At 69.5% G+C, this 25799-nt stretch carries 22 protein-coding genes and 1 pseudogene; 13 read left to right on the top strand and 10 right to left on the bottom strand.

Annotated features, from left to right (window positions below):
- Positions 1–49: 49 nt before the first annotated feature.
- The 3 genes from ACIP9H_RS16810 to ACIP9H_RS16800 all read left to right on the top strand — a co-directional run bounded on the left by ACIP9H_RS16810 (position 50) and on the right by ACIP9H_RS16800 (position 3199).
- On the top strand, positions 50–700 hold the full coding sequence (locus ACIP9H_RS16810) for a helix-turn-helix transcriptional regulator (protein ID WP_401595250.1): 651 nt from the start codon (positions 50–52) through the stop codon (positions 698–700).
- A 23-nt stretch (positions 701–723) separates the two neighbouring features.
- Positions 724–1806 carry an inositol-3-phosphate synthase gene (locus tag ACIP9H_RS16805; RefSeq protein ID WP_401595248.1) on the top strand — a complete coding sequence of 361 codons (1083 nt, stop codon included), beginning with the start codon at positions 724–726 and terminating at the stop codon, positions 1804–1806.
- A 100-nt stretch (positions 1807–1906) separates the two neighbouring features.
- A complete protein-coding gene (locus tag ACIP9H_RS16800) occupies positions 1907–3199 on the top strand; it encodes an MFS transporter (protein WP_401595245.1) in 1293 nt (430 codons plus the stop codon).
- Positions 3200–3329: 130 nt separating this feature from the next.
- Here ACIP9H_RS16800 and ACIP9H_RS16795 read toward each other — a convergent pair whose 3' ends face one another.
- The gene (locus ACIP9H_RS16795) at positions 3330–4748 is read right to left on the bottom strand and encodes a CCA tRNA nucleotidyltransferase (protein WP_401595243.1); all 1419 of its coding nucleotides are present in this window, start codon (positions 4746–4748) and stop codon (positions 3330–3332) included.
- 160 nt (positions 4749–4908) lie between these two features.
- On the opposite strand from ACIP9H_RS16795, the gene ACIP9H_RS16790 reads away from it, so the two are divergent.
- The 7 genes from ACIP9H_RS16790 to trxA all read left to right on the top strand — a co-directional run bounded on the left by ACIP9H_RS16790 (position 4909) and on the right by trxA (position 14296).
- Entirely contained in the window at positions 4909–7308 is a 2400-nt protein-coding gene (locus ACIP9H_RS16790; RefSeq protein WP_401595240.1) for a DUF6049 family protein, read from the top strand.
- Between the two features lie 34 nt (positions 7309–7342).
- Positions 7343–9397 carry a murein biosynthesis integral membrane protein MurJ gene (murJ, locus tag ACIP9H_RS16785; RefSeq protein WP_401595237.1) on the top strand — a complete coding sequence of 685 codons (2055 nt, stop codon included), beginning with the start codon at positions 7343–7345 and terminating at the stop codon, positions 9395–9397.
- Positions 9398–9518: 121 nt separating this feature from the next.
- Entirely contained in the window at positions 9519–11225 is a 1707-nt protein-coding gene (locus ACIP9H_RS16780; RefSeq protein WP_401595235.1) for a serine/threonine protein kinase, read from the top strand.
- A gap of 18 nt (positions 11226–11243) precedes the next feature.
- A complete protein-coding gene (sigM, locus tag ACIP9H_RS16775) occupies positions 11244–11936 on the top strand; it encodes an RNA polymerase sigma factor SigM (protein WP_401595232.1) in 693 nt (230 codons plus the stop codon).
- Positions 11933–12832: an anti-sigma factor family protein gene (locus tag ACIP9H_RS16770; RefSeq protein WP_401595229.1), complete on the top strand. Its 900-nt coding sequence runs from the start codon at positions 11933–11935 to the stop codon at positions 12830–12832. The genes sigM and ACIP9H_RS16770 overlap by 4 nt, the downstream gene beginning before the upstream one ends.
- A gap of 104 nt (positions 12833–12936) precedes the next feature.
- Positions 12937–13920, top strand: coding sequence for a thioredoxin-disulfide reductase (gene trxB, locus ACIP9H_RS16765; RefSeq protein WP_401595226.1), 984 nt, complete (start codon positions 12937–12939; stop codon positions 13918–13920).
- Positions 13921–13966: 46 nt separating this feature from the next.
- A complete protein-coding gene (gene trxA / locus ACIP9H_RS16760; protein ID WP_319663357.1) occupies positions 13967–14296 on the top strand; it encodes a thioredoxin in 330 nt (109 codons plus the stop codon).
- A gap of 69 nt (positions 14297–14365) precedes the next feature.
- On the opposite strand, the gene ACIP9H_RS16755 is transcribed toward trxA, so the two are convergent.
- The 9 genes from ACIP9H_RS16755 to rpmH all read right to left on the bottom strand — a co-directional run bounded on the left by ACIP9H_RS16755 (position 14366) and on the right by rpmH (position 20986).
- Positions 14366–14983 (bottom strand): GNAT family N-acetyltransferase, encoded by a 618-nt coding sequence (locus ACIP9H_RS16755; protein WP_401595224.1) that lies wholly within the window; start codon positions 14981–14983, stop codon positions 14366–14368.
- A 312-nt stretch (positions 14984–15295) separates the two neighbouring features.
- A complete protein-coding gene (locus ACIP9H_RS16750) occupies positions 15296–16411 on the bottom strand; it encodes a ParB/RepB/Spo0J family partition protein (RefSeq protein ID WP_401595221.1) in 1116 nt (371 codons plus the stop codon).
- Entirely contained in the window at positions 16408–17460 is a 1053-nt protein-coding gene (locus ACIP9H_RS16745) for a ParA family protein (protein ID WP_401595218.1), read from the bottom strand. The genes ACIP9H_RS16750 and ACIP9H_RS16745 overlap by 4 nt, the downstream gene beginning before the upstream one ends.
- A gap of 264 nt (positions 17461–17724) precedes the next feature.
- Positions 17725–18441 carry a 16S rRNA (guanine(527)-N(7))-methyltransferase RsmG gene (gene rsmG / locus ACIP9H_RS16740; protein WP_401595216.1) on the bottom strand — a complete coding sequence of 239 codons (717 nt, stop codon included), beginning with the start codon at positions 18439–18441 and terminating at the stop codon, positions 17725–17727.
- Between the two features lie 132 nt (positions 18442–18573).
- Complete coding sequence (locus tag ACIP9H_RS16735) at positions 18574–19068, bottom strand: R3H domain-containing nucleic acid-binding protein (RefSeq protein WP_360904509.1); 495 nt, start codon at positions 19066–19068, stop codon at positions 18574–18576.
- Positions 19069–19083: 15 nt separating this feature from the next.
- A complete protein-coding gene (gene yidC, locus ACIP9H_RS16730; protein WP_401595213.1) occupies positions 19084–20127 on the bottom strand; it encodes a membrane protein insertase YidC in 1044 nt (347 codons plus the stop codon).
- Between the two features lie 2 nt (positions 20128–20129).
- On the bottom strand, positions 20130–20450 hold the full coding sequence (gene yidD / locus ACIP9H_RS16725; RefSeq protein ID WP_401595210.1) for a membrane protein insertion efficiency factor YidD: 321 nt from the start codon (positions 20448–20450) through the stop codon (positions 20130–20132).
- Positions 20447–20821, bottom strand: a complete 375-nt coding sequence (gene rnpA, locus ACIP9H_RS16720) for a ribonuclease P protein component (protein WP_360904518.1) — start codon at positions 20819–20821, stop codon at positions 20447–20449. Before rnpA ends, yidD begins: the two co-directional genes overlap by 4 nt.
- A 27-nt stretch (positions 20822–20848) precedes the next feature.
- Positions 20849–20986, bottom strand: coding sequence for a 50S ribosomal protein L34 (gene rpmH, locus ACIP9H_RS16715; protein WP_003975051.1), 138 nt, complete (start codon positions 20984–20986; stop codon positions 20849–20851).
- Positions 20987–21374: 388 nt separating this feature from the next.
- On the opposite strand from rpmH, the gene dnaA reads away from it, so the two are divergent.
- The 3 genes and pseudogenes from dnaA to ACIP9H_RS16700 form a co-directional block, all read left to right on the top strand.
- A complete protein-coding gene (gene dnaA, locus ACIP9H_RS16710) occupies positions 21375–23168 on the top strand; it encodes a chromosomal replication initiator protein DnaA (RefSeq protein WP_401959593.1) in 1794 nt (597 codons plus the stop codon).
- Between the two features lie 878 nt (positions 23169–24046).
- The gene (gene dnaN, locus ACIP9H_RS16705) at positions 24047–25177 is read left to right on the top strand and encodes a DNA polymerase III subunit beta (RefSeq protein WP_401959591.1); all 1131 of its coding nucleotides are present in this window, start codon (positions 24047–24049) and stop codon (positions 25175–25177) included.
- Between the two features lie 79 nt (positions 25178–25256).
- Positions 25257–25799 (top strand): annotated as a pseudogene (locus tag ACIP9H_RS16700) (NAD(P)-binding domain-containing protein); the annotation flags it as partial.

Here is a 25799-nt window from a genome sequence, read left to right as displayed (position 1 = left end):
GCGGCGAGATAAGAGGCGACGACTGCAAGGACGGAGGCGGGAAGAGGGCATGAGCAAACGCTCGGGCATCCTCGAGTTCGCCGTCCTGGGCTTGCTGCGCGAATCCCCGATGCACGGTTATGAGCTGCGGAAACGGCTCAACACCTCGCTCGGTGTGTTCCGCGCGTTCAGCTACGGGAGCCTCTACCCCTGCCTCAAGACACTGGTCGCTCAGGGCTATCTGGTCGAGGAGACCGGCCCCGAGTCCGATCCGCTCACCACGCCGCTGGCCGGCCGGAGAGCGAAGATCGTGTACCGGCTGACGGCGGCCGGCAAGGAGCACTTCGAAGAACTGCTCGCCCACTCCGGACCGGACGCATGGGAGGACGAGCACTTCGCTGCTCGTTTCGCCTTCTTCGGCCAGACGTCCAGGGACGTACGGATGCGTGTCCTCGAAGGTCGGCGCAGCCGCCTGGAGGAACGCCTGGAGAAGATGCGCGCGTCCCTCGCGCGCACCCGTGAGCGGCTCGACGACTACACGCTCGAGTTGCAGCGGCACGGCATGGAGTCGGTGGAGCGCGAGGTCCGCTGGCTGAACGAGCTGATCGAGACGGAGCGGGCGGGGCGCAGCAGGCCCCTGTCCGCTCCGTCCTCGGACGCCGAGCAGGACAACCAACAGGAAAACGACGAGGGACCCGGCAGCGACCGGGGATCCTCGTGACGATCACACAGGGAGCAACCGGAATGGGTTCGGTTCGCGTAGCCATCGTGGGCGTGGGCAACTGCGCCGCGTCGCTGGTGCAGGGTGTCGAGTACTACAAGGACGCCGACCCGGCCGGCCGCGTGCCCGGCCTCATGCACGTGCAGTTCGGCGAGTACCACGTGCGTGACGTCGAGTTCGTGGCGGCCTTCGACGTGGACGCCAAGAAGGTCGGGCTCGACCTGGCCGACGCCATCGGTGCCAGTGAGAACAACACCATCAAGATCTGCGACGTGCCGCAGACGGACGTGACCGTCCAGCGCGGCCACACCCTCGACGGTCTCGGCAAGTACTACCGCGAGACCATCGAGGAGTCCGGCGAGGAGCCGGTGGACGTCGTCCAGATCCTCAAGGACCGCCAGGTCGACGTGCTTGTCTGCTACCTGCCGGTCGGTTCCGAGGCCGCCGCCAAGTTCTACGCGCAGTGCGCCATCGACGCCAAGGTCGCGTTCGTCAACGCCCTGCCGGTGTTCATCGCGGGCACCAAGGAGTGGGCGGACAAGTTCACCGCGGCCGGCGTGCCGATCGTCGGCGACGACATCAAGTCCCAGGTCGGCGCCACGATCACGCACCGCGTGCTGACCAAGCTCTTCGAGGACCGCGGGGTCATCGTCGAGCGCACCATGCAGCTGAACGTCGGCGGCAACATGGACTTCAAGAACATGCTCGAGCGCGAGCGCCTGGAGTCCAAGAAGATCTCCAAGACGCAGGCCGTCACCTCCCAGATCCCGGACCGCGACCTGGGCGCGAAGAACGTCCACATCGGCCCCTCGGACTACGTGGCCTGGCTGGACGACCGCAAGTGGGCCTACGTCCGCCTGGAGGGCCGCGCGTTCGGCGACGTCCCGCTGAACCTGGAGTACAAGCTCGAGGTCTGGGACTCCCCGAACTCCGCCGGTGTCATCATCGACGCCCTGCGCGCCGCGAAGATCGCCAAGGACCGCGGCATCGGCGGCCCGATCCTCTCGGCCTCCTCGTACTTCATGAAGTCCCCGCCGGTGCAGTACTTCGACGACGAGGCGCGCGAGAACGTGGAGAAGTTCATCCGCGGCGAGGTCGAGCGCTGATCGGCGGTTCAGCCACCGTTCACCGCCCGTCGCACGACGCGACCCATCAGGCCCCCGGGTATGACACCCGGGGGCCTGTGTGTCGTGTGAGGCTGTGCGCATGCCCGTCGTACGCGATCTCCGTCTGCTGCTGCGCTTCCGCGACTTCCGGTGCCTGCTGGCGGTACGGCTGCTGTCGCAGCTCTCCGACGGGGTGTTCCAGGTGGCGCTGGCGGCCTACGTGGTCTTCTCCCCGGAGAAGCAGACCTCTCCGGCGGCCATCGCCTCCGCCATGGCCGTGCTGTTGCTGCCGTACTCGCTGCTGGGGCCGTTCACGGGTGTCCTGCTCGACCGCTGGCGGCGGCGGCAGGTGCTGCTCTACTGCAACCTGCTGCGCGCCCTGCTCTCGGCCGGTACCGCCGCCCTGATGCTGCTGCGGGTGCCGGACTGGCTGTTCTATCTGTCGGCCCTCTCGGTCACCGGCATCAACCGCTTCGTCCTGGCCGGCCTGTCGGCCGCGCTGCCGCGCGTGGTGGACGGCGAGCGCCTGGTGATGGCCAACTCGCTCTCCCCGACCGCGGGCACCCTCGCGGCGACCGCGGGGGGCGGGATGGCGTTCCTCATCCACCTCGGGGTCGCCGAGGGCCGGGCGTCCGACGCCCTGGTCGTGCTCCTGGCGGCCCTGATCTATCTGTCGGCCGGGCTGACCTCCCTGACGCTGGGCCGCGATCTGCTGGGCCCCGATCCCACCCGGGTCCAGCCGCGGGTCGGCGAGGCACTGCGCAGTACCGTCGGCGGCCTGCTCCACGGGCTGCGGCACCTGCGGGACCGCCCGCGGGCCGCGCGTGCGATGGCCGCGATGACGGCGATGCGCTTCTGCTACGGCGGGCTGACGGTGACGGTGCTCATGCTCTGCCGGTACGCCTGGGCCGGCGGCGGTACGGGCGGCGGCGACTCCGGTGGGGACGGGCTGGCGCTCCTGGGCCTCGCGGTCGCCGCGTCCGGGGCGGGGTTCTTCGTCGCGGCAGTGATCACTCCGTGGTCGGCGGGACGCTTCGGGACCTTCGGCTGGATCACCGTCTGCGCGGCCTCGGCCGCCGTCCTGCTGCCGGGGCTGGGGCTGCCCTTCCGCCCGGTCCCGATACTCGTGGCGGCCTTCGTTCTCGGCGTCGCCACGCAGGGAGCCAAGATCGCCACCGACACGGTCGTCCAGTCCTCGATCGACGACGCCTACCGCGGCCGGGTCTTCTCCCTCTACGACGTCCTCTTCAATGTGGCCTTCGTCGGCGCGGCAGCGGTCTGCGCCCTGATCCTGCCCGCCGACGGCCGCTCCGCCGCCCTGGTGATCGGGCTCGCCGTGATCTATGCCGCGGTGGCGGTGAGTACCGCGCGCACTCCGGTCCGTTTCGCGTGAGGCACGGCACCATCGCCATGTTTCACGTGAAACATCCGCCCCGTCATGCCGGAGGGGGGTCATGTTTCACGTGAAACATGACCCCCCTCCGGCGTCCGCGCGGCTCGAGAGGACTCCCGACCCGTGGGACTCAGCCGCCCTGAGCGGCCCACCACTCCTTGAGCGCCGTCACCGCGGCCTCCTCACCGAGCGGGCCGTGCTCCATCCGCAGCTCCAGCAGATGCGCATAGGCCTTGCCGACCTCCGGACCCGGGGAGATCCCCAGGACCCCCATGATCTGGTTGCCGTCGAGGTCGGGCCGGATCGCGTCCAGCTCCTCCTGCTCCCGCAGCCGCTCGATGCGCTCCTCTAGCCCGTCGTACGTACGCGCCAGGGCGGCGGCCTTGCGCTTGTTGCGCGTGGTGCAGTCCGAGCGGGTCAGCTTGTGCAGCCGCTCCAGCTGCGAACCCGCGTCGCGCACGTAACGACGCACCGCGGAGTCGGTCCACTCGCCCGTGCCGTAGCCGTGGAAGCGCAGGTGCAGCTCCACCAGCCGGGCGACGTCCTTGATCGTCTCGTTCGGGTACTTGAGCTTCGCCAGCCGGGTCTTGGTCATCTTCGCGCCCACCATCTCGTGGTGGTGGAAGGAGACCCGTCCGTCGGACTCGAAGCGCCGGGTGCGCGGCTTGCCGATGTCGTGCAGCAGGGCCGCCAGGCGCAGCACGAGGTCCGGCCCCTCGGTCTCCAGAGCCATCGCCTGGTCGAGCACCGTCAGCGTGTGCTCGTAGACGTCCTTGTGCCGGTGGTGCTCGTCGCGCTCCAGCATCAGCGCCGGCAGCTCCGGCAGCACCCGGGCGGCCAGGCCGGTCTCGACCAGCAGACGCAGGCCCTTGCGCGGGTGGTCGGAGAGGACCAGCTTGTTCAGCTCGTCGCGGATCCGCTCCGCGGAGACGATCTCGATCCGATCGGCCATCTCCGTCATCGCGGTGACCACCTCGGGCGCCACCTCGAAGTCCAGCTGGGCCGCGAAGCGCGCCGCCCGCAGCATCCGCAGCGGGTCGTCGGAGAAGGACTCCTCCGGGGTACCCGGCGTCCGCAGCACCCGCTGGGCCAGATCACTCAGTCCGTCGTGGGGGTCCACGAACTCGGGGTCGGGCAGCGCGACCGCCATCGCGTTGACGGTGAAGTCCCGGCGTACAAGATCTTCCTCAATGGTGTCGCCGTAGGAGACCTCGGGTTTCCGGGACGTGCGGTCGTACGCCTCGGAGCGGTAGGTCGTGATCTCGATCTGGAAGCCGTCCTTGCGGCAGCCGACCGTGCCGAAGGCGATGCCGACCTCCCAGACCGCCTCGGCCCAGCCGCGGATGATCCTGAGCACATGGTCGGGCCGGGCGTCCGTGGTGAAGTCCAGATCGTTGCCGAGCCTGCCGAGCAGGGTGTCGCGGACCGAACCGCCGACGAGGGCAAGACGGAATCCGGCGTCCTGGAAGCGGCGGCCGAGGTCCTCGGCCACCGGCGCGATGACGGGCGCCGGCTTCAGGGTCTGGGGGGCGTTGTTGGCATTCGGCACAACAGAACAGGGTACGTGCCCGTGCGCCCTACGGCGGACCGGTTTAGTGTCGTCCCATGATCGCCACGGAGCTTCCGCGGCCCTCATTGTGCCGATCTTGTGGCCCGGCCGCAGCACTCCGACTCATCGAGCATCGTTACCATTCCAGGACGCACATCCGATGACGACGAGGGACGGCCAGCGCGTGGGCGAGGCGGCACAGCACCCTGGGACAGCTCCGGCCCGTACGAGGCTGCGTCGAGCGGCGGCGCTGCTCGCCGGCGCCACGATGTTCGCCGGGCTGCTCCAGGCCCAGACGGCTCCCGCGGCCCACGCGGACTCCTCGAGCCACGGCGTGGACGTGTCGGTGGACTCGCTGTCCCCCGCCGTCCCCACCAAGGGCGACACGCTCACCGTGACGGGCACGGTCACCAACAAGGGCAAGCAGACCGTCACCGACGCCGAGATGGGCGTCGAGGTCGCCCCTGGCGGCCCCCTGACCACCCGCAGCGCCATCGGCACCGCCGCCGGGCGCGGCACCTACAGTCCCGGCGTCGACGGCTACGAGATCGCCGGCCACACGGCCGGCCTCGAGGACCTGTCGGCCGGCATGAGCCGCTCATTCACCCTCAAGATCCCCGTCAAGGACCTGCACCTGGACGCCGACGGCGTCTACCAGCTCGGCATCTCCCTGGCCGGGCAGACCCGGGCCACCGGCTACCGGCAGATCCTGGGCGTCGAGCGGACGTTCCTTCCCTGGTACACCACCGCGAGCGCGAAGAGCACCCGGTACACCTTTCTGTGGCCGCTGATCGACCGCCCCCACCTGGCCGTGCGCAGCGAGGGCGACGACCAGCAGAGCCCGATCTTCCTCGACGACCACCTCGCCCAGGACCTGGCCCCCGGCGGGCGCCTCCAGCAGCTGGTGACGCTCGGCCGGAACCTCCCGGTCACCTGGGTGGTCGACCCGGACCTGATCGCCACCGTCGACGCGATGACGCGGCGCTACCAGGTGGCGGGTCCGGGCGGTGATCTCGATCACACCACCTCCGGCACCGGGACCGACGACGCCAAGCGCTGGCTGACCGACCTCAAGACCGCACTGACGGGCGACGAGGTGATCGCCCTGCCGTTCTCCGACCCGGACATCGCCTCGATCGCGCACCACGGCAAGAACGTCGCCGGGACCCTGGCCCACCTCAACACCGCCACCGAGCTGGCGACCACGACGTTCGAGACCGTCCTGCACATCACGCCCGCCACGGACGTGGCCTGGCCGGTGCAGGGTGCCGTCGACCCCTCCATCGTCGACGTCGCCACCTCCGCGGGCGCGGACAAGGTCATCGCCCGCAGCGACAGCCTCGGCGAGCCCGGCCAGCCCGGCTACACGCCGACCTCCGCCCGCCCCATCGGGGGCGGCACCACCGCCGTCGTGGCGGACGCGGGGCTCTCCGAGGGCTTCGAGGGCGACATGATGCGCGCCGAGAACGCCACGCTGGCGATCCAGAAGTTCCTCTCCCAGTCGCTGATGGTCACCATGCAGGCGCCCGACCGGCAGCGCAGCATCGTCGTCGCGCCGCAGCGCATGCCCAGCGCCTCGCAGGCCCAGGCGATGGCCCAGGCCATCGCCTCCGTCGAATCAAGCGCCTGGGCCGAGACGATGGACTTCTCCGACGCCGCCAAGGCCACTCCGGACCCCCGGGCCAACCGCAAGGTGCCCAGCGGCAAGGCCTACCCGTCGAGCCTGCGCAAGCGCGAGCTGAGCACGGAGGCGTTCCGGCAGATCCAGGCCACCCAGGCCAGGCTCAACGGCTTCCTGGTCATCCTCAGCCGCAAGGACCGGGTGACGACGCCGTTCACGACGGCGCTGCTGCGGTCGATGTCCACCGAGTGGCGCGGCAACCCCGGGGGCGCCGCCTCCTTCCGGTCGGCGATCGGGACATACCTCTCCGATCTCATGGGGCTCGTCCAGATCCTGCCCAAGACCGGTACCCTCACCCTCTCCGGCCGCAGTGGCACCATCCCGGTGACGGTGAAGAACGAGCTCGGCCAGACCATCGAGGGGCTGACGCTGGAGCTCAGCTCCAGCCAGGGCAACAGCATGGATCCGGGCGCCCCCCAGCCGGTCACGGTGGAGGGCGGACACACCCGCTCCCTGAAGTTCGCGGCGACGGCGGCGCGCAACGGTCTCAACACCATCACCGCGCAGCTCTACACCAAGGACCACGTCGCCTACGGCAAGCCGATCACCTTCACGGTGGACGTCACGTCGATCACCTCCACCGTCATGGTGGTGATCGCCGTCGGTCTGCTGATGCTCGTCCTCGCCGGCGTGCGGATGTACCACCAGCGCAAGCGCCGTGCCGCCGCCGGGGACGACGGAGACGACGAGGGTGACGACGAGGACGCGAAAGCGGCCGAGGACGGGGAAGACGCGGAGGAGAACACCGCCGACGGCACCGCCGAGGGCACCGCAGGTGCCCAGGACGGAGCCGCGCCCGGGCAGCCGGGTGACCCGGCGGCGGACACCGCCGCGCAAAGTAAGGACCCGTCCGGGACGGGTGAGAAGGTGGACCGATAGTCAGCGAGTCAGGGGCCGATGAGGTGGGGCAGTGATGAACGCGCCGTACGACGGTGAACGCGAACGGGAAGCGGGGGAGCGGTTCCCCGCCCAGCCCGGGCAGCCCCCCGCCGTGCCCGACCCGTATCTGCAGGACACGTATGCCCGCGATCCGTACCAGCGCCAGGACCCCACCGCGCAGGACCCGGTGGACGATGCGCTGTACGACCGCACCGCGCACCCGGCCCCGGGCTACGGCCAGCAGCCCTACGGCCACCAGCCGTACCGGATGCCCTACGCCGACGACGCGGCCACCCGCTACGTGGGCGTCGACGAGCTCGTCTCGTACGCCCCCGACGACCAGGGCGCCCAGGCACCCCAGCCGGACGCCTACGCGCACCTCTTCCGGGACGACCCGGAGCCGCCCGCTCCCGAGCCGGAGCCCGTGGTGGAGCCCGTCCAGGCCGCCGCGGGCAGCCGCGGGAGCAGCCTGCTGAAGTCCAGCGCCGTCATGGCGGCCGGCACCCTGGTCTCCCGGCTCACCGGCTTCCTGCGGACCCTGGTCATGGCCGCCGCGATCGGCGTCGGCACCCTGAACGACGGCTACCAGGTCGCCAACACGCTGCCCACGATGATCTACATCCTGGTCGGCGGCGGCGCGCTCAACGCGGTCTTCATCCCGCAGCTGGTCCGCGCCATGAAGAACGACGAGGACGGCGGCGAGGCCTACGCCAACCGCCTGCTCACCCTCGTCGTCACCGGCCTGGCGGTCGTCACCGTGATCTGCGTGGTCGCGGCCCCCGTCTTCATCCAGGCGATGTCCCACGACATCGCCTCCGACCCGGTCCGGTTCGAGGTCGCGGTCACCTTCGCCCGCTACTGCATCCCCACGATGTTCTTCATGGGTGTGCACGTCGTGCTCGGCCAGATCCTCAACGCCCGCGGCCGGTTCGGCGCGATGATGTGGACCCCGGTCCTCAACAACATCGTCACCATCGCCACCTTCGGCGCCTTCATCTGGGCCTTCGGCTCCTTCACCACGACCGGGGTCAGCTCGGCGACCATCACCCCCGACGGCGTCCGGCTGCTCGGCATCGGCACGCTGCTCGGCCTGGCCGTGCAGGCGCTGTCGATGCTCCCCTACCTGCGCGACGCCGGCTTCCGTATCCGCCCCCGCTTCGACTGGCGCGGCCACGGCCTGGGCCACGCGGCCCGGCTGGCCAAGTGGACCTTCTTCTTCGTCCTCGCGAACCAGATCGGCATGATCGTGCTGACCCAGTTCGCGACGGCGGCCGGCGCGGCGGCGGAGAAGGCGGGCCAGGAGGGCACCGGCATCACCGGCTTCAACTACGCGCTGCTGCTCTGGCAGATGCCCCAGGCGATCATCACCGTCTCCGTCATGACCGCCGTGCTGCCGCGCATCTCCCGCGCCGCTGCTGACGGCGACGCCGCGGCGGTGCGCGACGACCTCTCCTACGGCCTGCGGACCTCGGGCGTGGCCATCGTGCCGTGCGCCTTCGCGTTCCTGGCCCTCGGCGTCCCGATGACCACCCTGCTGTACAGCGGCTCCGGCAGCGGCGCGCTGAACATCGGCTTCATCCTGATGGCCTTCGGCCTCGGACTGATCCCCTTCTCGGTGCAGTACATCGTCCTGCGCGGCTTCTACGCCTACGAGGACACCCGCACCCCCTTCTACAACACGGTGATCGTGGCGGCCTGCAACGCGGTGGCCGCGGCGCTGTGCTTCTACCTGCTGCCCGCCCGCTGGGCGGTCGTCGGCATGGCCGCCGGCTACGGCCTGGCCTACACGATCGGCGTGGGCGTCGCGGTGAAGCGGCTGCGCCACCGCCTCGGCGGGGACATCGACGGCAAGCGCGTGGTGCGCACCTACGCCCGGCTGTTCGGCGCGAGCATCCCCGCCGCGGTCGCCGCGGGGGCCGTCGTCTACTTTGTGTCGCAGTCGCTGGGCCACGGTGCCGCCGCCTCACTGCTGTCACTGGTCCTCGGCGGCCTGGTGCTGGGCGGAATCTTCTTCGTCGCCGCCAAGCGCATGCGGATCGAGGAGATGACAGCCATGGTCGGCATGGTCCGTGGCCGGCTGGGCCGCTGATTTCAGGCCGCGGGGCAACCATCGCCCGCTCTTGCGTGTCGTGCATAGCGGTGGACTGTTGGCACAATTGTCCTTGGCTGTGTTGTCAGATCTTGCAACGGATGGGGAGGCAGGAACGACGGTGGCGGAACGGAGCACGGCTGCCGTCGGAGTGGCCAACGAGAGCGGCGACAAGCCGCTCACCGCTCACGCGGACAGTGCCACGGCCGACGAGGCGACCGACCTGAGCGAAGAGCAGGACGCACCGCAAAAGACCCTCCCCGAGGAGACAGCACCGACCAGGAACGCGCCGCCGGAGCTCCACAGCGGCCACAAGCTCGCCAGGCGGTACCGCCTGGAGGACTGCCTCACCCGTGTCGACGGCTTCAGCAGCTGGAAGGCCTTCGACGAGAAACTCCGCCGCGCCGTGGGCATCCACATCCTGCCCGCCGACCACGGCCGCGCCCGCCTGGTGCTGGCCGCGGCCCGCTCGGCGGCACTCCTCGGCGACCCCCGTTTCGTCCAGGTCCTCGACGCCGTCGAGGAGAACGACCTGGTCTACGTCATCCACGAGTGGCTGCCCGACGCGCGTGAGCTGAGCGAGCTCATCGCCGTCGACCCGCTGGAGCCCCACGAGGCCTACCAGATGGTCAGCCAGGTCACCCAGGCCATGGCCGCCGCCCACCGCGAGGGCCTGGCCCACCTCCGGCTCAACCCGGACGCCGTGCTCCGCACCGAGGCCGGCCAGTACCGCATCCGCGGTCTGGCCGTCGCGGCCGCGCTGCGCGGCATCACCTCCGAGCGCCCGCAGCGCGAGGACACCGAGGCGATCGGCGCCCTGCTGTACGCGTGCCTCACCCAGCGCTGGCCGTACCCCGAGGACGCGTACGGGCTCAGCGGCCTGCCCAAGGACGTCGGTCTCGTCGCCCCGGACAAGGTGCGGGCGGGGATCCACCGCGGACTGTCCGAGCTCGCCATGCGGGCACTGGTCAACGACGGCGCCACGGCGTCCCGCGAACCGGGCCCGTGCGCCACCCCGGAGGAGCTGTCGAAGGCGGTCGCCGCGACCCCCAAGATCCGCCCCCCGGAGCCGTCCACGGCCTCGTACTCGCGGACGACCTACCAGCAGGGCGCCTACCGCCAGCCCGCCTCCCACCCCTCGACCCACGTCACCACGGTCCTCCCGGCCACCCCGCCCCCGACCCTCACCGGTCGCACCGGCAAGGCCCTCAAGTGGTCCGTGTCGGCCCTTCTGATCGCCGCCCTCGGTCTCGGCAGCTGGCAGGTCGCCGAGACGCTCATGGACCGCGAGAACCGGTCCAAGGACGGCGGCACGACCACCTCCCACACCACGGGTGGCAGTGACAACCCCAGCGGCACCGCACAGCTGACGTCCGGCAAGCCCGTCGCCATCACCGGGGCCAAGGACTTCGACCCGCTGGGCACCGACGGCTCGGAGAACCCCCGGGACGTGGGCAACGTGTACGACGGCAAGGGGTCCACCTTCTGGGAGACCAGTTGGTACACCCAGGCCAACCTCGGCGGTCTGAAGTCCGGTGTCGGCGTCATCGTCGACCTGGGCAGTGCCCAGCAGGTCGGCAAGGTGAAGGTCGACTTCATAGGGGACGACACCACCGCCGAGCTGATGGCCGCGGACGCGAGCGCCGACTCCATGCCGACCGCTCTCAACGACTTCACCAAGGTGGCCGAGGCTTCCGGCGGCAAGGTCACCTTCCAGCCGGGCCAGGCGGTCAAGACCCGCTACCTGCTGGTCTGGCTGACCCAGCTCCCCCACACCGATGAGGGCAACTACCGCGGCCGGATCTCCGAGATCAAGGTCAGCGGCTAGCGGAAGAACGGGGGGAGTGTGCCGAAGCAGAACACGGGCGAGGAGGTCGCGGACAGCGACCTCCTCGCCCGTCATGTAGCGGGGGATCCGGACGCCTTCGCGGAGCTGGTCCGCCGGCACCGCGACCGGCTGTGGGCCGTGGCCCTGCGAACGCTGGGGGACCGCGAGGAGGCCGCGGACGCCGTGCAGGACGCGCTGGTCTCCGCCTTCCGGTCCGCCCACACCTTCCGGGGTCAGTCCGCCGTCACGACGTGGCTGCACCGCATCACCGTGAACGCCTGCCTGGACCGGGCCCGCAAGGCGGCCTCCCGCCGGACCTCGTCGGTCATCGACGAGAAGCAGTTCGAGGAACTCCTCGAACCGCACGAGTCGGCGGCGGCACCGGCGGAGCGGGGGGAACTCCATCGGGAGTTGCTGAAGGCCCTGGCGACACTGCCGGCCGAACAGCGCGCCGCCCTCGTCCTGGTCGACATGCAGGGTTACCCCGTGGCGGAGGCCGCGGCCGTCCTGGACGTGCCGCCGGGAACGGTCAAGAGCAGATGCGCCCGGGGTCGTGCGCGGCTGCTGCCACTCCTGACCCATCTGCGCGAAGGGACCGGGAGTAGCCCCGATCGGGGCGGGGGAAGGAACCGGACGGAGAACGCATCCGTCCCAGAGACGGAGACCGGGCCGGGCCACGGGATCACGAAGGGCGGAGGTGGACATCGATGACGTCACCGGCGGGAACGAACGAACATCCCGAGGTCGCCGAGATCTCGGACTTCACCGAGGGCATTCTGCCGCCCCAGCGGTCCGCCTCCATCCGCGGCCATCTCGACGGCTGTCCCCTGTGTGCCGACGTACGCGACTCCCTGGAGGAGATCCGCGGACTGCTCGGCACGCTCCCCGGGCCGCCGCGGATGCCCGCGGACATCGCCGGGCGGATCGACGCCGCACTCGCCGCAGAGGTCCTGCTGGACTCCACCGCCCCCGATGTTTCACGTGAAACATCACCCGTGGTGGCGGCGACGCATGTTTCACGTGAAACATCGCACGGCGCCGGACGGGGACCCGAGGGCCGTGCCGCCGCCACGACCGGTCCAGGCCGCCCGCCGGTACGCACGCGCCGTCGCTGGCACAAGGGACTGCTGCTGACCGTCTCCGCGATGGCGGTGCTCGGTCTCGGCGGGCTGGCCGCCGCCCTCGTGGAGTCCTCGTCCGGGCAGACCGACATGTCCGCCAACGCGGACACCAAGGACTCGGCGGCCGTCGCCGGCCAACCGGACGAGCGGGCCGAAGCAGCCGACCCACTCCGCACACAGGTGCAGCAGCTCCTGTCGGGCGGTACGGCGAACCGCCCGCAAAACAACTCCGCCGCGGAGTCCCCGCTCATGGACGTCAACGGCATGCCGCCCTCATGCGTCCTGCGGGCGATCGGCCGTCCGGACGACGGCACCCCGCTCGCCTCCCGTCGGGGGGCCTATGAGGGATCGGACTCCTACCTCGTCGTCCTCCCCCATCCCGGCGACCGGTCACTGGTCGACGCCTTCGTGGTGGATGCCTCCTGCACGGCCGCCACGCCGTCCGCAACGGGCACTCTGCTGCGTGAGGAGACATACCCTCGTTAGGGCCGGAGCGCTGGGAATGCGGGGCCCGTAGGATCCGTTAGGCGGATACAACAGTCCCGCCGGGACACCGGCGCAGCTGGCAGACAGAGACGAGGAATGAACCCGTGAGCGACGTCCGAAACGTGATCATCATCGGTTCCGGGCCGGCGGGCTACACAGCCGCGCTGTACACCGCACGCGCCTCGCTGAAGCCTCTGGTCTTCGAGGGAGCGGTGACCGCCGGCGGTGCACTGATGACGACGACCGAGGTGGAGAACTTCCCCGGCTTCCGCGACGGCATCATGGGCCCGGACCTGATGGACAACATGCGCGCCCAGGCCGAGCGCTTTGGTGCCGAGCTGATCCCGGACGACATCATCGAGGTGAACCTCGACGGTGACATCAAGACCGTCACCGACTCCGCGGGCACCGTGCACCGGGCGAAGGCCGTGATCATCGCCACCGGCTCGCAGCACCGCAAGCTCGGCCTGCCCAACGAGGACGTTCTGTCCGGCCGTGGTGTCTCCTGGTGTGCCACCTGTGACGGCTTCTTCTTCAAGGACAACGAGATCGCCGTGATCGGTGGCGGCGACACCGCGCTGGAGGAGGCGACCTTCCTCTCCCGCTTCGCCAAGACCGTGACGGTGGTCCACCGCCGTGACACCCTGCGTGCCTCCAAGGCCATGCAGGAGCGTGCCTTCGCCGACCCCAAGATCAAGTTCATCTGGGACAGCGAGGTCGACACGATCCACGGCGAGGGCAAGCTCGCCGGCCTGACGCTGCGCAACACCAAGACCGGCGAGACCTCGGAGCTTCCGGTCACCGGCCTGTTCATCGCGATCGGCCACGACCCCCGCACCGACCTCTTCAAGGGCATTCTCGACCTGGACGGCGAGGGTTACCTGAAGGTCGAATCCCCCAGCACCCGCACACGGATCCCCGGTGTCTTCGCCGCGGGTGACGTCGTGGACCACACCTACCGTCAGGCCATCACGGCGGCCGGCACGGGCTGTTCCGCCGCACTGGACGCGGAGCGCTTCCTCGCCGCCCTGAGCGACGCGGAGGCCGAGCACACCCGCGAGCCCGAGCAGACCACCGCCGCAGTCTGACCTGCCCCCCACCGAAGTACCCGCACAACACCCCGAGGAGACACCCGTGGCCGGCAACACCAAGATCGTGACCGATGCGACCTTCGACGAGGAGGTCCTCGCCAGCGACAAGCCTGTCCTCGTCGACTTCTGGGCCGAGTGGTGCGGTCCCTGCCGCCAGATCGCCCCGTCCCTGGAGGCGATCGCGGCCGAGCACGCCGAGCAGATCACCATCGTCAAGCTGAACATCGACGAGAACCCGGTCACCGCCGCCAAGTACGGCGTCATGTCGATCCCGACCCTCAACGTCTACAAGGGCGGCGAGGTCGTGAAGACCATCGTCGGCGCCAAGCCGAAGGCCGCCATCGAGCGCGACCTCTCCGACTTCATCGGCTGACGCACCGGTCCTGACGGCGGACAGCGAAAAGGCCCGCCCCCTCTCGGGGGCGGGCCTTTTCACGCTCTCTCACAGCGGGCGCAGTGCGGGTTCCTTCTGCACGGCTCCCAGCAGGCGGTCGATCGCCAACTCCACGTCCTCACGCCAGGAGATCGTCGTCCGCAGTTCCAGCCTCAGCCGGGGGAAGCGGGGGTGGGAGCGGACCGTCTTGAACCCGACCGCCAGCAGATGCTCCGCCGGCAGCACGCACGCGGGCTCCTCCCACCGCGCGTCGCCGAACGCCTCGATCGCACGGAAGCCCCGTCGCACCAAATCCTTGGCGACGGTCTGCACCAGCACCCGGCCCAGCCCCTGGCCCTGGAAGCCCGGCATGATCCGTGCCGTCATCAGTTGCACGGCGTCGGCGGAGACGGGGCTCGTGGGGAAGGCCGTGGAACGCGGCACATATGCGGGCGGCGCGTAGAGCACGAAGCCGGCGGGAACCTCGTCCACATAGACGACCCGGCCGCACGATCCCCACTCCAGCAGGGCGGCCGATATCCAGGACTCCTTCTCCAGCTCCGGTTTCCCGGCCTGGACGGCGGCCTCACCGCTTACCGGGTCGAGTTCCCAGAAGACGCACGAGCGGCAGCGGTTGGGGAGATCCGGGAGGTTGTCCAGAGTGAGCGGAACGAGCCGACGCCCCATGAGGTCAGACCCTCGTTTCTGTCGTGGACCCAACTGCCGACGAAGCCACCCACCGCCCCCAGCCCCAGTCCCGCGGCCAAGAAGGCGGCCGTCTGCCAATCGTGCTCCACACCAGCGCGCCGCACCGATCGCATGGGGCCTCCCACCTCGGGGGGTCGTGCTCCATCTGGTAGGCATGGTAGCTGCGGGAGGACATGTCCGACACCGGACAACACCAACGGTCCAGCAAAAAGCGGGCCACATTCCCGGAAGGGAACGTGGCCCGCTGTGCTGTGGTGAGACGGCTCTGGGAGCCGGGCGGTCAGGCCGGTCTCACTCCTCGTCTTCGTCGGTCTCCTCGGTGAGCGACCGCTGGAGGGTGTTGCTCTCACCGGGAGCCATCGAACCGAGGATGCGCTCCAGATCTTCTATCGAGGCGAACTCAACGACGATCTTCCCGCGCTTCTGGCCGAGGTCCACCTTCACCCGGGTGTCGAAGCGGTCCGACAGACGGAGCGCCAGATCGGTGAGGGCGGGGGAGACCCGCCTGCCGGCCCGTGGCGTCGCGGACTTCCGGACGGGTGCGGTCTCGGAGTTCATCACATGCACGATCTCCTCGACCGCGCGCACCGACAGCCCCTCGGCCACGATCCGGCTGGCGAGCTTGTCCTGGTCCTCCACGTCCTCCAGGGCGAGCAGGGAGCGGGCGTGCCCGGCGGAGAGCACACCGGCCGCCACACGGCGCTGGACGGGCGCCGAGAGCTTCAGCAGCCGCAGGGTGTTGGAGACCTGGGAACGGGACCGGCCGATACGGTCGGCCAGCTGCTCGTGCGTGCAGGCGAAGTCCTTCAGCAGCTGGTCGTAGGCGGCCGCCTCTTCCAGCGGGTTCAGCTGCGCCCGGTGCAGGTTCTCCAGCAGCGCGTCGAGGAGGAGTTTCTCGTCCTCGGTGGCGCGGACGATCGCCGGAATGCGCTCCAGCCCGGCCTCGCGGCTGGCCCGCCAGCGACGCTCACCCATGATGAGCTCGTAGCGGTCGGTGCCGGTCTGCCGGACCACCACCGGCTGCAGCAGACCGACTTCCTTGATGGAGGCGACGAGTTCGGCCAGGGCGTCCTCGTCGAAGACCTCACGCGGCTGCCGGGGGTTGGGGGTGATCGCGTCGAGCGGCACCTCCGCGAAGTAGGCTCCCGCCACCGGGGCCGGCCCCTGGTCGACGGTCCCTTCCTGCGTTTCACGTGAAACAGGGATCTCCACGGTCCCACTGTGCTCAGGCAGAGCGGCAACCTTCGCCACCGCGATCCCCCGCTCCGGCGCCAGGACCGCCACAGCGGGAGCGGCCGCAGCCGCCGCCGTGGCCACCACGGTCGCGGCTGCCTGGTCCGCACCGTTGGGTGCGGCAGGAATCAGCGCGCCAAGACCACGGCCGAGCCCTCTGCGTCGCTCACTCACTGGATCCCCTCCGTGCTGCTCTTCTGTTCGTTGAACTCGCTACCGCCCCCGAGACCCCGCATCGCCATCTCCCGTGCTGCCTCGAGGTAGGACAGCGCTCCGCTGGATCCCGGGTCGTAGGTCAGCACGGTCTGGCCGTAGCTGGGCGCCTCCGAGATACGGACCGAGCGCGGGATGCTGGTGCTCAGCACTTCCTTGCCGAAGTGGGTGCGCACCTCCTCCGCGACCTGTGAGGCGAGCCGGGTCCGGCCGTCGTACATGGTGAGGAGGATGGTGGAGACGTGCAGCTTGGGATTGAGGTGGCCGCGCACCAGCTCCACGTTCCGCAGCAGCTGTCCCAGACCTTCCAGGGCGTAGTACTCGCACTGGATCGGGATGAGCACCTCGGCGCCGGCCACCAGGGCGTTGACGGTCAGCAGACCGAGCGAGGGCGGACAGTCGATGAGGATGTAGTCGAGGGGCTGCTCGTAGGACTCGATGGCCCGCTGCAGCCGGCTCTCTCGTGCCACCAGGGACACCAGCTCGATCTCCGCACCGGCGAGGTCGATCGTGGCGGGGGCGCAGAACAGCCCCTCCACGTCCGGCACCGGCTGCACGACATCGGAGAGTGGCTTGCTCTCGACCAGGACGTCGTAGATGGACGGCACCTCGGCGTGGTGGTCGATCCCCAGCGCCGTGGAGGCATTGCCCTGGGGGTCGAGGTCCACGACGAGCACCCGGGCCCCGTGGAGGGCCAAGGAGGCCGCCATATTGACGGTCGTGGTGGTCTTGCCGACGCCGCCCTTCTGGTTGGCGACGACGATCACTCTGGTCTCGGCTGGGCGGGGGAGTCCTTCACCGGCCCGCCCCAGAGCCTCGACGGCCAGTTGGGCGGCTCGGCCGATGGGGGTGTCATCCATCGGGGGCGGTGTTTCACGTGAAACATCCTCCCCGAACAGCTCGGTACGGGGACCGGGGACCGGATCGGCCATCGGTCCCGCGATGTTGGCGTCGGACCGCAAGGATTCACTCTCCTCGACTACAAGCTCGCAATGAACAGAGCCTGCCATGCTTTCGGGGTCGCGAACCAGTGAGGCCCGTTCTCCTGTGGATGAATCCTCCGGTCGGCTCGCCGGAGCGATCGATTCCGAGGCCCGTTGGGTCAGCGATTCGGCCGCCGCACGGGCGCGACCGAGGATTCCTGGAAGCAGAGAGCGCCGTTTCACGTGAAACACGATGCGCAGCCGCGCATCTGTTTCCTATCCGACACTCCGGGTTGTCCTGGTTTGACCGGTTGTATGGAGCACAGCCAGGGGATGTCGCCAACGTCACATTCAGCGCTGGCGACGGCGGTTCGCCCGGGCGGCCTTGGCACGCCGGGTCGCGGCACGGACGCCGCCGGGGCTCTCCCCCGCCAGCACACGGACGACCGTGGACTGGGGGTCCACCACGCCTTCGCCGACCTGCACCACGGAGGTCTCGGCGGCACCGAGCCGGCTGAGGGCGGCCCGCGCGGCCTTCAGCTCCTCCTCGGCGGTGTCCCCCTTCAGCACGGCCATCTCGCCGTGCGGACGCAGCAGCGGCATCCCCCAGCCGGCCAGCCGGTCCAGCGGCGCCACAGCGCGAGCGGTCACAACGTCCACCGGGGGCAGCTTGCCGATCATCTCCTCGGCGCGGCCGCGCACCACCCCGACATTGTCCAGACCGAGCAGCCGGACGGCCTCCTCCAGGAAGGTGGTCCGGCGCAGCAGCGGTTCCAAAAGCGTGATCGTGAGGTCGGGACGGCTCAGCGCCAGGGGAATGCCCGGCAGGCCCGCTCCGGAACCGACGTCGCAGACCGAGGCGCCGTACGGGATCACCTCGGAGAGGACCGCGCAGTTCAGCAGATGCCGCTCCCACAGTCGGGGAACCTCCCGCGGCCCGATGAGCCCGCGCCCCACCCCCGCGTCGGCCAGCAGCTCCGCGTAGCGCACCGCGTCCGCGAAACGCTCCCCGAAGACCTCCCGCGCCACTTCCGGCGCCGGGGGAAGCTCCGCCGCTGCTTCCGTCACGAGAACTGTCCTTCCGTAGTGCGGGGTCCTCAGAACCATGAGGGGCCGTCGTCATCAGGCTGACAAGATTCGGCCCCGCCTGCGAGCAGACGGGGCCACGTAGATACGGCGGGGAAATGAAAAGGACGGCGGTCAGGCCGGAAGAACGACCACGCGGCGCTCGGGCTCCTCGCCCTCGGACTCGCTGCGCAGCCCCGCCGCGGCGACGGCGTCGTGCACGACCTTCCGCTCGAACGGCGTCATCGCCTTGAGCTTCACCGGCTGACCGCTCTCCTTGACCTCCTCGACGGCCTTGACACCCAGGTCCGTCAGCTCGGTGCGCTTGCGCGCCCGGAAGCCGGCGATGTCCAGCATCAGCCGGCTCCGGTCACCGGTCTCCCGGTGCACCGCAAGGCGGGTGAGCTCCTGGAGTGCCTCCAGGACCTCACCGTCCCGACCGACCAGCTTGTTCAGATCCCGGCTCGACGACTCGCCGACGATGGAGACCGACGCGCGGTCGCCCTCGACGTCCATGTCGATGTCACCGTCGAGGTCTGCGATGTCCAGCAGCCCCTCGAGGTAATCGGCCGCGATCTCACCCTCCTGCTCGAGGCGGGTCAGCGCGTCGGTGGTGTTGCCGTCCGTCACGACGGGGCTCCTCTACTACTTCTTCTTCGACAGGTTCGGCTTGTCCGCACCGCTGCTGGGCCTCGGCGGCTTGCTGCCCGCGGCGCCACCACCGCCCTGCTTGGGCTTGCTGCTGCCCGTGGCCGGCTGGGCGGGCCCGCCCGTCTGGCGCTGGGACTTGGTCTGCCGCTTGGGCTGCGCGCGCTTGACCGGGGCGGCGTCCTGCGCCTCCTTGGCGGCGACCGGCTCCTCCTTGAGCATGCCCTTGGCCTTCAGGCGCTCCTGGCGCTGCTGGTAGGCCAGGCTGCCCGGCGTGGGGTTGCGGCGGATGACGAACATCTGCTGGCCCATGGTCCACACGTTGGTGGTCAGCCAGTAGATGAGGACACCGACCGGGAAGTTGATGCCGAAGACGGCGAACATGATCGGGAAGACGTACATCAGCATCTTCTGCTGCTGCATGAACGGGGTCTTCACCGTCATGTCGACGTTCTTGGTCATCAGCTGGCGCTGCGTGTAGAACTGCGAGGCCGACATCAGGACGATCATGATGATCGTGACGATGCGCACGTCGGTCACGGAGGCGCCGAGCGCGGCCAGCTTGTCGGCGCCGTCGGTGAACTTCGCGGCGAGCGGGGCGCCGAAGATGTGGGCCTTCTGGGCGCTGGCGACCTGGTCGGCGCTGAGCACACCGACCTGGTTGCCCTGCGCGATGTTGCTGAGGACGTGGTACAGCGAGAAGAAGAAGGGCGACTGCGCCAGGATCGGAAGGCACGAGGAGAGCGGGTTGGTGCCCGTCTCCTTGTACAGCTTCATCATCTCTTCGGACTGACGCTGTTTGTCGTTCTTGTAGCGCTCCTGGATCGCCTTCATCTTCGGCTGGAGCGCCTGCATGTTCCGGGTCGCCTTGATCTGCTTCACGAAGAGCGGGATCAGGCAGATCCGGATCAGGACCACCAGTGAGACGATCGACAGACCCCAGGCCAATCCGCTGTCCTTGTCAAAGACAAGGCTGTACAGCGAGTGGAACTGGACGATGATCCACGAAACTGCGTCGTAGAGGGGGTTCAAGATCCCCACGGTCAGGCTCCTTGGGCATTAGGGGTCTCGACGGGCTCGGGAGTAACGGACCCGCCTGCCGTGCGGCCCCGGAGGGCTTCACGCAGGCGAGCGTGCCACGGCGGTCGCTTACGGGGCGGGACATGGTCCACGCCACCCAGCGACCACGGGTTGCAACGCAGGATCCGCCACGCGGTCAAGGCGGTGCCCTTGATCGCGCCATGCCGATCGATCGCCGTATACCCGTAGTGAGAACACGAGGGGTAGTACTTGCAGACCGGACCGAGCAACGGGCTGATGGTCCACTGATAAATCTTGATCAACGCCAACAGCGGGTACTTCATCTCGCCACCCCCAGGAGCCTCCCGAGGGCGGCATCCAGGTCTCGGGCCAGCTGTGAATGGTCTGCGTCACCCGCACCGGGCAGCGCTCGTACGACTACCAGGCTACCGGGGGGCAGCACGGACAGACGTTCGCGAACAAGGTGACGAAGCCGACGCTTGACCAGGTTCCGGGTGACAGCGCCTCCGACGGCCTTGCTGACAACGAAACCCGCACGCGCCGGGGGAGCACTTCCCCCCGCCGCGTGCGGGTCCTTTGTCTCACTGTCGGTGCGCAGGTGGACGACCAGCAGGGGTCGTCCGGCCCGGCGTCCTCGACGTACCGCGCTCGCGAAGTCCTGTCGCCGCCTCAGCCGATTCTCGGTGGGCAGCACGACATCACACCTCGCGCTTCGGTGCGATCAGGCGGACAGACGGGCGCGGCCCTTGCTACGGCGGGTCGCGAGGATGGCGCGGCCGGCACGCGTACGCATGCGCAGCCGGAAGCCGTGGGTCTTGGCGCGACGACGGTTGTTCGGCTGGAAGGTGCGCTTGCTCACTCGGGGGCTCCAGGATGAATCGTGTGTTGGCGGGGCGTCGCATGGCTGTCACCGTGCGCCCACGAGAAACTCGCGGAACATCCCAGGTGTGCACCGCTCAACGATCACCATGGTGATCCTCGCCCATCGGTAGGCAGGCGGCAGCAGCCATCGACAACTCGACCTGGTTACGGTACGCGCGGCTGAGGCATCAGGTCAAACCAGCGGGTCCGGCGGCCCGTCGGCGCCGCCATACGGACGTGGTTTTGCACACCCTGTGGACAACGACTTGAACCAGGCAGGCCCTGCTGACTACCGTGGCGGAACCCCAAAACATTCCCGTCCGTCCCAAGAACCACACCTTCGTGGGACCCATCGGCACCGACCAGCGACCGAGAGAGCGTGCCCTGTGGCTGACGTAACTGCCGATCTTGCCTCAGTCTGGCCAAGGGTCCTGCAGAAACTCCTTGTCGACGGCGACGACCTGAAGCCGAAGGACGCGGACTGGCTCCAGCGCACCCAACCGCTCGCCCTGGTCGCGGGCACCGCCGTGCTCTCGGCTCCCAACGAGTTCGCCAAGAGCGTGCTGGAGGGACGGCTCCTCCCGCTGATCACCGAAGTGCTCAGCCGTGAGTTCGGTCACCCGGTGGGCATCGCCATCGCCGTCGCCTCGGGCAGCGAGCAGGAGGCGGCTCCCGCACCGCCGCCCGCCCACGAGATGCCGCAGGGACCGTACGACCCCGAGCCGTCCCCCTATGACGAGCCGCAGCACGGCTACGGGGAGGGCCCGCGGATGCGCCGCGCCTACCCCGAGCACCAGGTCGGCGCTCCCGGCGGCTGGCCGCCCCGGGACCCCGAGGACCACTGGCAGCAGCAGCGGCTCGCCGACTTCCAGGAGCGCGAGCCGTATCCGTCGCCCCCGTCGCGCTACGAGATGCCGCCGGCGCACCAGGTCCCGCCCCGCCGCGAGCCTCCCGCGACTCCGTTGCCCCCGATGCCGGCCCCCCGCACTCCGGGCGGCCACAACGGCGGCGGTCCCGTCGGCCCCGGAGGGCACGGCAACCACAACAGCCACGGCGGCCACAGCGCTCACACCGGCCACAGCGGCGGTCCGGGCGCGGGCCCGGGAGGCATGGGCACGGGTTCGGGCGGCTCCGGCGGCCCTGCCGAGCCGACCGCCCGGCTGAACCCCAAGTACCTCTTCGACACCTTCGTCATCGGATCCTCCAACCGCTTCGCGCACGCCGCGGCGGTGGCGGTCGCCGAGGCGCCGGCCAAGGCGTACAACCCGCTGTTCATCTACGGCGAGTCCGGCCTCGGCAAGACCCACCTGCTGCACGCCATCGGGCACTACGCGCGGAGCCTGTACCCGGGCACCCGGGTCCGGTACGTGAGCTCGGAGGAGTTCACCAACGAATTCATCAACTCCATCCGCGACGGCAAGGCGGACGCGTTCCGCAAGCGGTACCGCGACATGGACATCCTGCTCGTCGACGACATCCAGTTCCTGGCGAGCAAGGAGTCGACGCAGGAGGAGTTCTTCCACACCTTCAACACCCTGCACAACGCGAACAAGCAGATCGTGCTCTCCTCGGACCGGCCGCCCAAGCAGCTGGTCACCCTGGAGGACCGGCTGCGCAACCGCTTCGAATGGGGCCTGATCACCGACGTCCAGCCGCCGGAGCTGGAGACGCGGATCGCGATCCTGCGCAAGAAGGCCGTGCAGGAGCAGCTCAACGCCCCGCCGGAGGTGCTGGAGTTCATCGCCTCCCGGATCTCGCGCAACATCCGCGAGCTGGAGGGCGCGCTGATCCGGGTGACCGCGTTCGCGAGCCTCAACCGGCAGCCGGTGGACCTCCAGCTGACCGAGATCGTCCTCAAGGACCTGATCCCGGGCGGCGAGGACTCCGTTCCGGAGATCAGCGGCCAGGCGATCATGGCGGAGACGGCCTCCTACTTCGGGCTGGACGTGGAGGACCTCTCCGGCTCCTCCCGCAGCCGGGTGCTGGTCACGGCGCGCCAGATCGCCATGTACCTGTGCCGTGAGCTGACGGATCTGTCGCTGCCGAAGATCGGCGCGCTGTTCGGCGGCCGCGACCACACGACGGTGATGCACGCCGACCGGAAGATCCGTTCCCTCATGGCGGAGCGGCGGTCCATCTACAACCAGGTCACGGAGCTCACCAACCGCATCAAGAGCTGACCGCGGGCTTCCGCCGGCCCTCCGCGGGCTGTTTCAGCGGCTTCTGCGGCTTCTGCGGCCTCCGCACCTCCTCAGCGCCCCGGGTCCAACTCCCGGGGCGCTTCGCCTTGTTCGAACGTGCCGGTCGCGGGCCGGGCACAGGAACGTCTCTCCACAGCGACGGCAGGGATTTCCCCGTCCACAGCCTGGGGACGCCCGAGTTGTCCAGAACTCGTCCACAGCCGGGGCTGTGGGAGACTCATCGCGCCTGCTGGGAGGCGTGTGGATTTGTGGGCAACCCGGATCCACAGACTGTGGATGCGCCGACGCCCTCCGGGGACGTCCACGAAGTTGTCCACCGGCCGCCCACAGGATCGGGGCGGTTGTCCCCACATCCGGGTGGCTTCTCCACAGTTCTGTCCACTGTTCGGCAACCCGACACGGCCCATCACCGGTCGGAGTGAACCGCGTCACACCAACGTGGTGGGTTGGGCTGGGGAGAACCTGGGTATTCCTGGGGACAGGCCTGGGGAGAACTGGCATCGCCCTGTGCATCGGGTGTGCACAACGTCGGGCTGTCCACAGACGGGGCTGTTTGTCCACGGGCCCCACCCACAGGCGCGGTGGACAAAAAACGCGGCCTGACCTGCACAGGAACCACTTATCCACGGTATCCACACCCCCTATTACTACGACCAGGGATAGATACCGGGAGACCTGCTTCGAAGCGGGGCCTGTGCACAAACGAGCCGTCGACCGCCCGACCCCTCCCGCGCCGGCTTGACCCCAACGCGCACCGCATGTCGGTGGCGGCTGTCAGACTGTTCCCCGGCAAGAGGGCCAGCAGGGCCAAGAGACAGTCGGCCACAGACAGCCAGCAACAGCAGGAGGCGGTTCCGGTGAAGATCCGGGTGGAGCGCGATGTACTCGCGGAGGCAGTGGCCTGGGCGGCCCGCAGTCTCCCGGCCCGTCCCCCGGTGCCGGTCCTTGCGGGGCTGCTGCTGAAGGCCGAGGAGGGCCAGCTGAGCCTGTCCGGCTTCGACTACGAGGTCTCGGCCCGGGTCTCCGTCGAGGCCGACATCGAGGAGGACGGCACCGTCCTGGTCTCCGGCCGGCTGCTCGCCGACATCTCGCGGGCACTTCCCAACAGGCCTGTGGAGATCTCCACCGACGGTGTGCGCGTGACCGTCGTCTGCGGCAGTTCGCGATTCACACTCCACACCCTGCCTGTGGAGGAGTACCCGGCGCTGCCCGCGATGCCGACCGCCTCCGGCACGGTCCCCGGCGAGGTCTTCGCCGCGGCCGCCGCCCAGGTCGCGATCGCCGCCGGCCGTGACGACACCCTCCCGGTGCTGACGGGTGTGCGGATCGAGATCGAGGGCGACACCGTCACCCTGGCCGCCACCGACCGCTACCGCTTCGCGGTCCGCGAGTTCCTGTGGAAGCCGGAGACCCCGGACATCTCCGCGGTCGCCCTGGTGCCCGCCAAGACGCTGCTGGACACCGCCAAGTCGCTCACCAACGGCGACTCCGTCTCCATCGCCCTGGCCGGCTCCGGCGCGGGCGAGGGCCTGATCGGCTTCGAGGGCGCGGGCCGCCGTACGACGACCCGGCTGCTCGAGGGCGACCTGCCGAAGTACCGCACGCTCTTCCCGACCGAGTTCAACTCCGTCGCCGTCATCGAGACCGCCCCGTTCGTCGAGGCCGTCAAGCGCGTCGCCCTGGTGGCCGAGCGCAACACGCCGGTGCGGCTGAGCTTCGAGCAGGGCGTGCTGACCCTGGAGGCCGGGTCCAGCGACGATGCACAGGCTGTGGAGCGGGTGGACGCGAAGCTGGACGGCGACGACATCTCGATCGCCTTCAACCCGACGTTCCTGCTGGACGGTCTGAGCGCGATCGACTCCCCCGTGGCGCAGTTGTCGTTCACCACGTCGACCAAGCCCGCGCTGCTGAGCGGCCGTCCGGCGGCCGACGCCGAGGCGGACGATGCGTACAAGTACCTCATCATGCCGGTCCGGCTGTCCGGCTGATGCGAGGCCTGTCCGGTCACGTCGGCCCTCAGGGGCCGACGTAGGCTCGACCTAGGTCAGGCAGGCTTCGAACGAAGGATCAACGATGGAGCTCGGTCTCATCGGTCTCGGCAAGATGGGCGGGAACATGCGCACCCGCATCCGCCAGGCCGGACACACTGTCATCGGCTACGACCGCAACCCGGACCTCGCCGACGTCCACAGCCTGCAGGAACTTGTGGACAAGCTGGCGGCGCCGCGTGTGGTGTGGGTGATGGTGCCGGCCGGTGCCGCGACCCAGTTCACCATTGACGAGCTGGGCGAGCTGCTGTCCCCCGGGGACGTGGTGGTCGACGGCGGCAACTCCCGCTGGACGGACGACGAGAAGCACGCCGAGGAGCTGGCGGCCAAGGGCATCGGCTTCGTCGACTGCGGTGTCTCCGGCGGCGTGTGGGGCCTGCAGAACGGCTACGCGCTGATGTACGGCGGCGACGCCGAGCACGTCGAGAAGGTCCAGCCGGTCTTCGACGCCCTCAAGCCTGTGGGCAACTTCGGGTCGGTGCACGCGGGCAAGGTCGGCGCCGGCCACTTCGCGAAGATGGTCCACAACGGCATCGAGTACGCCATGATGCAGGCCTACGCC

Origin of the sequence: Streptomyces sp. NPDC088732, from assembly GCF_044751205.1 — a bacterium.
Taxonomy (GTDB): Bacteria; Actinomycetota; Actinomycetes; order Streptomycetales; family Streptomycetaceae; genus Actinacidiphila.
This window is presented reverse-complemented; position numbering and strand designations above follow the sequence as displayed.